The sequence below is a fragment of the uncultured Arcanobacterium sp. genome, assembly GCF_947253055.1.
In the GTDB taxonomy this organism is placed as follows: domain Bacteria; phylum Actinomycetota; class Actinomycetes; order Actinomycetales; family Actinomycetaceae; genus Arcanobacterium_A.
The window spans coordinates 1-9257 of sequence record NZ_CAMXYE010000059.1 but is presented as its reverse complement, the minus strand read 5'-3'; the positions used below and the strand labels follow the sequence as shown (position 1 = coordinate 9257).

Annotated in this window: 12 protein-coding genes and 2 tRNA genes; 9 read left to right on the top strand and 5 right to left on the bottom strand. The window is 49.4% G+C overall.

All coding sequences use genetic code 11. From position 1 onward, the window contains the following. The 5 genes from Q0X35_RS04895 to Q0X35_RS04875 all read left to right on the top strand — a co-directional run. The coding region (locus Q0X35_RS04895) for a DNA gyrase C-terminal beta-propeller domain-containing protein (RefSeq protein ID WP_297566132.1) at positions 1 to 152 on the top strand (152 nt) is incomplete at its 5' end. Continuing rightward, positions 152 to 574, top strand: a complete 423-nt coding sequence (locus Q0X35_RS04890) for a DUF3566 domain-containing protein (protein WP_297566131.1) — start codon at positions 152 to 154, stop codon at positions 572 to 574. The genes Q0X35_RS04895 and Q0X35_RS04890, both read left to right, overlap by 1 nt. A gap of 124 nt (positions 575 to 698) precedes the next feature. Beyond that, positions 699 to 772 (top strand) — tRNA-Ile (locus Q0X35_RS04885). 22 nt (positions 773 to 794) lie between these two features. Beyond that, positions 795 to 867, top strand: a tRNA-Ala gene (locus Q0X35_RS04880). A 79-nt stretch (positions 868 to 946) separates the two neighbouring features. After that, positions 947 to 1579: a sugar O-acetyltransferase gene (locus tag Q0X35_RS04875; RefSeq protein ID WP_297566129.1), complete on the top strand. Its 633-nt coding sequence runs from the start codon at positions 947 to 949 to the stop codon at positions 1577 to 1579. Between the two features lie 5 nt (positions 1580 to 1584). Here Q0X35_RS04875 and Q0X35_RS04870 read toward each other — a convergent pair whose 3' ends face one another. Next, the gene (locus tag Q0X35_RS04870) at positions 1585 to 1734 is read right to left on the bottom strand and encodes a hypothetical protein (RefSeq protein WP_297566128.1); all 150 of its coding nucleotides are present in this window, start codon (positions 1732 to 1734) and stop codon (positions 1585 to 1587) included. A gap of 99 nt (positions 1735 to 1833) precedes the next feature. Between Q0X35_RS04870 and Q0X35_RS04865 the strand changes: the two genes are divergently transcribed. Then, positions 1834 to 2355, top strand: coding sequence for a peptidylprolyl isomerase (locus tag Q0X35_RS04865; protein ID WP_297566127.1), 522 nt, complete (start codon positions 1834 to 1836; stop codon positions 2353 to 2355). 8 nt (positions 2356 to 2363) lie between these two features. Then, a complete protein-coding gene (locus Q0X35_RS04860; RefSeq protein ID WP_297566125.1) occupies positions 2364 to 3062 on the top strand; it encodes a rhomboid family intramembrane serine protease in 699 nt (232 codons plus the stop codon). Between the two features lie 207 nt (positions 3063 to 3269). On the opposite strand, the gene Q0X35_RS04855 is transcribed toward Q0X35_RS04860, so the two are convergent. Then, entirely contained in the window at positions 3270 to 3539 is a 270-nt protein-coding gene (locus Q0X35_RS04855) for a cell division protein CrgA (RefSeq protein WP_297566123.1), read from the bottom strand. Positions 3540 to 3663: 124 nt separating this feature from the next. Here Q0X35_RS04855 and Q0X35_RS04850 point away from each other — a divergent pair, with 124 nt between their 5' ends. Both Q0X35_RS04850 and Q0X35_RS04845 read left to right on the top strand, forming a co-directional pair. After that, positions 3664 to 4545, top strand: coding sequence for a class E sortase (locus Q0X35_RS04850; protein ID WP_297566121.1), 882 nt, complete (start codon positions 3664 to 3666; stop codon positions 4543 to 4545). A 10-nt stretch (positions 4546 to 4555) separates the two neighbouring features. Then, the gene (locus Q0X35_RS04845) at positions 4556 to 4711 is read left to right on the top strand and encodes a hypothetical protein (RefSeq protein WP_202613011.1); all 156 of its coding nucleotides are present in this window, start codon (positions 4556 to 4558) and stop codon (positions 4709 to 4711) included. Positions 4712 to 4759: 48 nt separating this feature from the next. Here the strand turns inward: Q0X35_RS04845 and pknB are convergent, their stop codons facing one another. The 3 genes from pknB to Q0X35_RS04830 form a co-directional block, all read right to left on the bottom strand. Next, positions 4760 to 6559 carry a Stk1 family PASTA domain-containing Ser/Thr kinase gene (gene pknB, locus Q0X35_RS04840; protein ID WP_297566114.1) on the bottom strand — a complete coding sequence of 600 codons (1800 nt, stop codon included), beginning with the start codon at positions 6557 to 6559 and terminating at the stop codon, positions 4760 to 4762. Between the two features lie 99 nt (positions 6560 to 6658). Further along, positions 6659 to 8095: a penicillin-binding protein 2 gene (locus Q0X35_RS04835; RefSeq protein WP_297566112.1), complete on the bottom strand. Its 1437-nt coding sequence runs from the start codon at positions 8093 to 8095 to the stop codon at positions 6659 to 6661. Continuing rightward, positions 8092 to 9257, bottom strand: a 1166-nt coding sequence (locus Q0X35_RS04830; protein WP_297566110.1) for an FtsW/RodA/SpoVE family cell cycle protein, incomplete at its 5' end; no start/stop codon positions are given. The genes Q0X35_RS04830 and Q0X35_RS04835, both read right to left, overlap by 4 nt.

Below are 9257 nucleotides of genomic sequence, written 5' to 3'. Positions count from 1 at the left end.
CTGGAAAAGTGGTGCGCTCGCGCGTAGATGAAGTAAATCTGACGGGTAGAAATACGCAAGGAGTTACCTTTGCACGCCCCGAAGAAGACGATAAAATTATTGCAATTGCTATTAATCTAGAAAAAGATGAAGAAGAGGAAGAGAGCGCATAATGGCAGAAGAAAAAGCTGCCGCTGGAGTGGAAAATTCGGTACCTGCCGAAGAATATCCAGTGGAAATAAAAACGGCGCAACTGACTATTTCTCATATTAATCCGTGGTCGGCGGTGAAGATTTCGTTCCTGCTGTCGGTGGCGGTGGGCATTGTTATGGTGGTGCTTTCGATAATTGCTTGGTTTATTTTTGATGCTATGCACGTGTGGTCAGGTATCGCCGAGCTTTTCACCACTTTGAAATCGGAGCAGTTACTGCAAATGGGGCAATTCTTAGAATTTGGAAGATTGATTCCCTTTTCTATTATTGTGGCGTTAATGGAAATTGTGCTCTGTACGGCCGCGGGCGGTTTGATGGCGCTGATTTACAATACCGTAGCTTCGCTGGTAGGTGGCTTGCGTATAGTAGTTACAGACGAATAGAGCCGGAGAAAGTGGAGGCGGTAGAAAAAGTGTGAGTTCTATTGCTTACCACTCAATTTGATTTGTAAGTATATGCTTTTTTAAGATAATCTGGCTCGGTACGTAGTTAAAACGCAGTACGAATGGGCCTATAGCTCAGTTGGTTAGAGCGCCACACTGATAATGTGGAGGTCGATGGTTCGAGTCCATCTAGGCCCACGGAAATAGCAGTTTTCCCTACGGGGCATTGGCGCAGCTGGTAGCGCGACTGCTTTGCAAGCAGTAGGTCAGGGGTTCGAGTCCCCTATGCTCCACTCAATTTGAATTTTGTATAGAAAATTTCTTTTATTGCTCTAAAATTTGCTTTATTAGTGGCGAAGAAATGCTGAAATTATGGGGAATATGAAAGATTATTTTTCGGGAGATCCACGCACAGATCGCCAGCGCATGCTGGCGGGAGATTGGTATAGAGCTTTTGATTCTGATAATGCACTGGTCGCTCAGCGGGGTATGGAATTAACTGATGAATACTACGGAGCAGAAGTCTATGGAGAAAAAGAGCGCGCGAAAGAAATTCTCCATGAGCTGCTCGGTGAGGTAGGCGAAGATGTATATATTAAGCCGCCTTTTTATGTAGATTACGGCGAAAACATTTATATCGGGGCGCGCACTTTTATTAATTTTAATTTAGTGGCGCTGGACTGCAGCGAAATTCGCATAGGTGAAGACTGTATGATTGGGCCAAATGTGCAGCTCTTGACCCCTATTCATCCGCTAGAAAAAGCAGCTCGCCGCGCCAAAATTGAAAAAGCAGCTCCGATTACGCTCGGCAATAATGTGTGGCTCGGAGGCGGAGTGATAGTGCTGCCAGGAGTCACGATTGGTGATAATACCGTGGTAGGTGCCGGAGCCGTCGTCACTAAAGATCTACCGGCAAATGTGCTCGCAGTGGGAAATCCGGCGCGGATTTTGCGTAGCCTAGAAGCCGAAGAGTTTCCTCCGGCTGCGCGGGCGGAGAAGAAGTAAAGAAACTACAGATTTTCCCAATAGTCTGCTGCCCACGGATCTGGCCGCTCGCCGCCGCAGTTAATTTTGGGCAGTTTACCTAATTTAATTGCCAGCACGAGCGCCGCGCAGCCGAGAAAAAATACCGAGCAGCAACCCTTTTTTCGAAAATGCATAATCTTTCCTTTTCGTAATTTACTACTAGTCTACTAATTTCTTTTTGCACTGGTGCCCGCGGCGGTGAATTTACCGGAGAGTTATGAAAAGATAGAACTATGAAAGCAACTATACACACAAATATGGGGGATATTGCGGTAGAGCTCTATCCGCAGTATGCACCGGAAACAGTAGCGAATTTTACGGAGCTAGCCACTGGAAAACGCGAATGGATAAATCCGCGCAGTGGTGAGAAAGTGACGCGGCCACTTTATGACGGAGTTATTTTCCATCGCGTAATTGACGGCTTCATGATTCAGGGTGGAGATCCGCTCGGAACGGGCACCGGCGGCCCGGGTTATACTTTTGACGATGAAATTTCGGCAGAAGTTAACTTCACAGCTCCCTACATGCTCGCAATGGCCAATGCGGGCACGCGTTTCGGTAAAGGCACCAACGGTTCTCAGTTTTTCATTACCGTAGCCCCCACTACATGGCTACAAGGAAAGCACACTATTTTTGGAAAAGTAGTGGATGCGGATTCGCAGGCAGTAGTAGATAAAATAGCGCAAGTAGAGACCGGCGCACTCGATCGGCCGGTAGAGGATGTAGTAATCGAAACAATTTCGGTGGCAGAGTAGTCTAACTAATGCCGAGAAAAAGTATTTCTGAGCAGCTGCGCGCCTTTTGGGCCGGAATTTCCACGGGGCGGTTTCTTCGTTATGCCGAAAGCGCCCCGGTCACCTGCGGATTAATTCTGCTTTCCGCACTACTAGTCTTAGCAGAGCAAATACAGCCAGTAATAGGCGCGCAGCTGCTCTTCTACCCACCCCTAGCTTTTTATCAGCCTTATCGTTTTATTACGGCGGCTTTTCTCCACGCTGGCCTTTGGCACTTATTATTCAATATGTATGCACTCTGGCTAATTGGATCAGTATTAGAGCGCATAATTGGCTCTCTTCGCTTCGCAGTGCTCTATATTTTGAGCGCTTTCGCGGGAAACGTCATGTTTTACGCCGTTTCGGTGCTGACTAATAATATGCATACCGCGGCAGTAGGAGCTTCCGGAGCGGTATTTGGACTCTTCGGCGCTTTACTAATTTTTACGCGCAACGTACAAGGAAATACAGCCGGTATAGCAATTTTATTGGGAATCAATCTGGCGCTCAGTTTTATAATTCCCGCTATTGCCTGGCAAGCACATGTGGGTGGATTAATAGGAGGCACTCTCTTAATGTGGCTCTGGGTGGTAAACCGCAAGCTTCGCCGCCAGCCCAGCCTGCTCCTAGATATTCTAATTGCCGCCCTTATTGCTGCTCTTTTAGTGGGAGTACTCTATTTCCTCTAAGTAGTCTCGTGGGAGTTATTTTTCTAAAAGATATAAAAGCACGTAAAGAGAGTGTCCAAGTAAAGTAACGCAAGTAAAACGGCGCAAGTAAAAGCGATCAAATATTTATCCACAGGCTTTCCCACAGTCGTGGATAAATTACAAACTTGTAATTCGTTTTGAAAATAGTGCGCTTTGGAAATAATTCGCTTTGGAAGCGGCGAGTGGCTACTTCCAACCCGCCGTCATAAAGAAACCAGCTAGCATAAAGCCAATTCCAATGAAAAGATTGATATTGCCGTTGCTAAGCCCTGGAACCGGGAAACGCCCATTCGTTACATAGGCGGTGACCACTATTAAAAGACCAATAATAGCTAGTGCCACCATGAGCGGTGCCCACCAGCGCGGGGAACGCTTCTCTTCAGCGGTGTTCTGTGCGCGGCGATTCTGCGCTTTGCGGCGGTCGACTACTTTTTGCCGTTTTTTAGATTCAGGCATCTTTACTCCCAACAAACTTAAATAGCTTCACAGGTAAGGATATATGGATATAGTAAAAAAAGGGAGTGGGACGCAGAGAAAAAGCAAAGAAGCGCCCGCGCAAAGAAAGTTTTAGAATAAGAGCGTGGATACAAAAGAAATACAAATAGGCGAAGTGCCTCGGCATCGGGGGCGTTCTGCTTCGCATAGAGCAGGAGTTCGCAGTAGCCGCGCGCAGAGTGAGCAAAGTACGGCTCCGCGCCCGCCGGCGAGCCGGAAAAGAAAGCTACTTTTTGGAGCAATAGGAATATTAGGAGAAATCCTAATTACCATCGGCATCCTCTTGGGGCTTTTTATCGTTTGGCAGCTGTGGTGGACCAACCTAATAGGAGAGCGTAACCAAGCCACAGCGGTAGCAGCTATCCACGAAGAATTTGGGAAACTACCTCCCGGCGTAGGAGAAGCACACCACGACGCTCCGCCAGCTTGGGAAAAAGCAGTAGCTCCCGGTGAACATTTCGGAGTAATTCACATTCCGGCTTTTGGCTATGACCATCAAAGCATAATTGCCGAAGGCACCACGAAACAAGTACTAGATTTCGGGGCGTTTGGGCACTACACAGATACCGCTATGCCTGGGGAAATTGGCAATTTTTCCACCGCTGTGCACAGAGAAGTCTACGGTGCCCGCATGATAAACGTAGATAAGTTAAAAGAGGGCGACGTAATCGTCATCGAAACTGCCGATACCTGGTATGTGTATAAAATAATTAGTCACCAAATAGTAGACCCCGGTGATGTCTATGTAGTTTCCCCCGATCCTTTCCGCGCGCGCGAACGAGTTGAAGCTGGGCAAGATTATAGCGGGATTAACCCCACGCGCCGGCTACTTACCATTACTACTTGCCATCCGCCGGGGATTGCCAATAAACGCTGGATTGTGCAGGCAGAATTTGATAACTGGGTGAAGCGCAGCGATGGAAAACCGATAGAACTTATTGACCCAGCAGAGTTAGCGAAGAAGTAGGGAGAGGAAAATGTACGGATTTATTTGGCGGCATTTGCCGGGGCCTACTTGGCTAAAGGTAATCGAATCGCTGGTGCTGATATTGGCGATAGTTTGGTTGCTCTTTAACTATGCTTTTCCGTGGCTAGTAGAAGAAACGGATTTCTTCGGCACCACTATTAGCTAAACCTACTATCAGCTAAACCTACTATCAGCTAAGCCTTAGCCGTAGTAACTATTGATTTCGCGGTGGAGTTGCCGGCTGTGAATTCTCGCGCGGAGGCTGGGTATTATCTGTATCTGCCGGGCCGTCCGATACCGTGAGTGTTACTCGCGTATCGAAATCAACTTTTCCAGCGAGCGGGCTCTGCTCGAGCACCGTGCCCTTCGGGGCAGAATTTGCTTTATAAACAGTATCGTAGTTCAGCTTTCGCGCATTTAATTCGTTCTGGGCAGCTTCGAGGCTCTTTCCAACCAGAGTCGGTAAAGTGACTTTTCCAGTGGATACATAGAGCGTAATTCGCGTACCTTTATCGACCGGTGTGCCGGCCGAAGGATCCGTATCAAATACTTTTCCAGCAGCTATGCCCGGTTCATCTACTTTTTCTACCGCCCCCACTATCAGACCTAAAGATTTCAATTCGGTGCGGGCGCTCTCTTCAGTATAAGAACCATTACTCAAATCCGGTACCGTCGCCTCTCCCACTCCGGAGGAGAAATGTACCGTGACGGTGCTGCCCTTATCAACCATAGTGCGGATAGCTGGATTAGAAGATACAAACCGCCCTACCGGTACTTTTTCGTCTTCTACCGGATCTCCGAGGGCAAATACTAATCCAACTTCTTCTAAGGCGCGCCGGGCATCTGCCTGCGTCATATTCGACATATCCGGCACGCTTACGCGGGTGACTTCGGTGCCTCTATCCTGCCAAGGTAAGGCATCATTCCACGCTGCTATGCCCACTCCGGTGAGTACCAGCAATATCAAAATGCCGGCTACCCATTTCCAAAGGTTGTGCGATTTTTGGGGAGTGGGCGGAATTTCAATATCGGTATCCGTTTGCCCAGCTGCTGCCCCCGGAAGCGGTCCGGTAGCAATCTGAGTAGCCTCTACGGGCCGCGGCGGTATCGGCACCACGCGCGTCTTCCAAGTATCTACCTGAGGAGCTGTTACTGCTTCTCCGTGCATGGCGGCAGAAAGCTCGCGATGCATTTCGGCGGCACTTTGATAACGGTCTTCGCGCCGTTTCGCGAGTGCTTTCATCACTACTCTGTCTAAAGCTTCCGGAATATCAGGAGCAATTTCCGAAGCTGGCCGCGGAGTTTGCGATACGTGCTGATAAGCTACCGCCACCGCCGAATCGCCTTGGAAAGGTGGTTTGCCGGTGAGTAATTCATAAAGCAGGCAGCCGGTGGAATATAGATCAGAGCGGGCATCTACTACTTCGCCGCGCGCTTGTTCCGGCGAGAGATACTGGGCGGTACCAACTACGGAATTAGTGGAAGTCATAGTGGCTGCCGAATCCGCAATTGCCCGCGCAATTCCGAAATCAGTCACCTTTACTTTGCCGTCGGTAGTGAGCATAATATTGCCCGGCTTAATATCGCGGTGAATTATTCCTTCGCGGTGGGAATACTCTAAAGCAGAGAGTACGCCAATCGTAATCTGCACGGCTTCGCTTATCGGCACCGCTTCGCCATTTTCGAGAAGTTTCGATACCGTCTTTCCGCGTACTAGCTCCATTACGATATAGGGAAGGGAAATAATCTTCCCACTACTAGTTTTTATTTGCTCTTCGCTGGTGTCGTATACCGCCACAATAGCTGGATGGTTTAGTGCTGCTGCCGAGCGAGCTTCGCGCCGGAAGCGTGCCAAAAACGTAGGATCTGCCGCTAAATCTGCGCGCAGTACTTTTATAGCTACTGTACGAGAAAGGCGAGTATCGTAGCCTTTATGCACCTGTGCCATACCACCGCGACCAATTAAATCACCTAATTCGTAGCGACCGCCCAGGATTCGGGGAATCTCAGTCATTATCTCGCGCTCCTATCGGTGTAAAACCACCCTCTAGCTTATAATGCCGTATTTTTTTGTAAATATCTGCTTGGAGAAGTTGCGATTGGATTACAAAATTCATTTATTCACCACCGCATTCATCACTGCTTTTGCTACCGGGGCAGCTGATTCAATTCCATAGCCGCCATTTTCAATAAATACGGCTACTGCTACCCGCGAATTTTCTGCTGCTTCGAAGCCAATAAACCAGGCGTGTGGAGCTTTAGCTCCGCCCACTTCTGCCGTTCCCGTTTTCCCGGCCACCTTGATGCCGGGTACCTGTACGCGTGCTCCGTAGTTCTTTTCTACCGCATCTTGCATCATCGAAGAAAGATACTGAGCAGTGGCGGAAGAAATCGGGGAAGCCAGCACGGTAGGAGAAGTCTGGGATACGGGTGCAAAATCCGCACTCAATACTTTGTCGATTAAATACGGCTGCATCATTTCGCCGTTATTTGCAATTGCCGCGGCCACTAAAGCCATTTGGAGCGGGCTGACCTGCACATCTTGTTGGCCAAAAGCATCCATAGCTAAAGCGGCTTTACTGGCCGGCTTCGGTAACCGAGAAGGGCGCACCGGGAGTGGGGTAGTTAAATCTTTATGGAAACCAAATTTTTCGGCAGTCGCTATGAGTTTTTCGGCCCCTAAATTAGCGCCGGCAATAGCGAAAGCCGTATTGCAAGACTCCACTAAAGCGGTGCGCAAAGACGCCTTGCCGGAGCCATCTCCGCAGGCCCCACCGGTATTATGCACCACAGAATTAGTTTCTGGAAGTGTCCACGTGGTGGGAGCATCCAGCACAGACTCCGGAGAAGCACCTTCTTCCAAGAGAGCTGCGGCTGTAACTACCTTAAAAATTGACCCCGGCGGGTAGAGGTCGTCACCTAAAGCCCGATTTAAAAGAGGTTTATCGCTTTGCGCTGATATTTCTTCCCAGTACTGCTCGGCTGCTTTCTTATCTTGGGTGGATATCCCATTTGGGTCGAAAGCAGGTGAAGAGAGTAAAGCGAGAATTTTTCCGCTCTGTGGATCGATAGCTACGACGGCGCCGCGACGCCCCGCTAGCGCCTTATAGGCAGCTTTTTGGGCGGCGGGGTCGATAGTGAGAGCTAAAGCTCCTCCCTGCGGCTGGGAGCCGGTAAATAAATCTTCAATGCGCTGCGCCCACAGCGAAGAATCGGAACCTCCCAATACCGAATTACCGTACTTTTCTAGCCCGGTCATCGAGTTGTGCGTGACGGAGAAATAGCCAGTGATATGGCTGTAGAGATCTCCCGCCGGATAATTACGCTGATACTTATAGATGCCCTCGGTAGGGCTAGAGCTAGCTATCGCATCTCCAGCTACGATAATTGGCCCGCGTTCGGTACCGAATTCTTTATAGAGAGTGCGGGCATTGCGGGTATCGGCGTTGAGCGCATCAGCGCGAAAAAACTGGATATAGGTCGCCGCCAGCATAAGCGTCACAAACATGACGATGACGGTGAGAGAGAGTTTCCGTAAAGGTGGATTCATAGATGTACCACCTCCGTCGGGTGCGAATCTGTATCGGGAGAATCCGCGGCGAAAGTTGCGGCGGAATCAGCATCAACTACCTCTGCGGTGCCGCTACCCTTTTCTAGAAGCGGAGTTAAATCTGAAGTATTTAACTGGGAAAGTGGCGTAGTGGCAGGCTTATAGGGGCGGCGCGCATCGCTAGACATACGCAGCAAAATTCCCACTATTATCCAATTGGAAATAAGTGCCGAACCACCTAAAGCCAGAAACGGCATAGCCAAGCCGGTGAGGGGAATTACGCGCGTCACTCCCCCTACGACTACGAAGCATTGCAAGGCGATGGCGAATCCAAAACCGCCGGCGAGAAGTTTCCCGAAACCGTCGCGCAGATGAAGGCCAATACTGAAAGCGCGGAAAATGAAGAGTAAATAAAGGCAGAGAATAGCTATTAAACCAACTAGGCCTAGTTCTTCTCCTAAAGAGGCAATTATAAAATCAGAATTAGAGGCGAAAGACATAGTCGGATAGCCTTTTCCCCAGCCAGTGCCGAGCAAACCACCGGAGGCTAAACCAAACCAGCCTTGGACGAGTTGATAGGAACCGTAGGGAGAATCGTATACTTGCTGGTCAAAGGCGTGGAGCCAGATGGTGATGCGGGCTTGGATATGTGGCATGATTTGGATGATGAACCAAACTCCGATGCTGGAGAGTAATCCACCAATTACGATCCAAGAAAGCCGTTCGGTGGCGAGGTAGAGCATAGCTACGAATAAGCCAAAGAACAGCAGCGCCGTGCCGAAATCTTTTTCAAAAGCCAGAATTGCCAGCCCGGCCAGCCACGCAACTAGGATGGGGGCGGCGTGGCGGAGTTGTGGAAACTGGAGCCCAAATAATTTTTTCCCAGCTAGAGCTAGGTTGTCGCGCTGTACCACTAAATATCCGGCAAAAAATATCACGAAGCAGATTTTTGCTAGTTCGGCGGGTTGGAAGCTAAAACCGGCCAGAGAAATCCAGAGCCGAGCTCCGTATATTTCTTTACCGATTCCCGGAGTGAGCGGCAATAACAGCAGGGCAATTCCGAGTAAAAGCGAAGTGTAGGTGAATTGCCGCAACCGGCGGTGATCGCGCAGGAAAAACAGCGTTAGCAGCATGAGGATAATTCCCCCACCCGTCAGTATTA

Bases quoted from the DNA above. Each gene is read 5' to 3' on its own strand.
- Q0X35_RS04890 (WP_297566131.1), top strand. From the start codon at position 152: ATGGCAGAAGAAAAAGCTGCCGCTGGAGTGGAAAATTCGGTACCTGCC.
- Q0X35_RS04875 (WP_297566129.1), top strand. From the start codon at position 947: ATGGGGAATATGAAAGATTATTTTTCGGGAGATCCACGCACAGATCGC.
- Q0X35_RS04870 (WP_297566128.1), bottom strand. From the start codon at position 1,734: ATGCATTTTCGAAAAAAGGGTTGCTGCTCGGTATTTTTTCTCGGCTGC.
- Q0X35_RS04865 (WP_297566127.1), top strand. From the start codon at position 1,834: ATGAAAGCAACTATACACACAAATATGGGGGATATTGCGGTAGAGCTC.
- Q0X35_RS04860 (WP_297566125.1), top strand. From the start codon at position 2,364: ATGCCGAGAAAAAGTATTTCTGAGCAGCTGCGCGCCTTTTGGGCCGGA.
- Q0X35_RS04855 (WP_297566123.1), bottom strand. From the start codon at position 3,539: ATGCCTGAATCTAAAAAACGGCAAAAAGTAGTCGACCGCCGCAAAGCG.
- Q0X35_RS04845 (WP_202613011.1), top strand. From the start codon at position 4,556: ATGTACGGATTTATTTGGCGGCATTTGCCGGGGCCTACTTGGCTAAAG.
- pknB (WP_297566114.1), bottom strand. From the start codon at position 6,559: ATGACTGAGATTCCCCGAATCCTGGGCGGTCGCTACGAATTAGGTGAT.
- Q0X35_RS04835 (WP_297566112.1), bottom strand. From the start codon at position 8,095: ATGAATCCACCTTTACGGAAACTCTCTCTCACCGTCATCGTCATGTTT.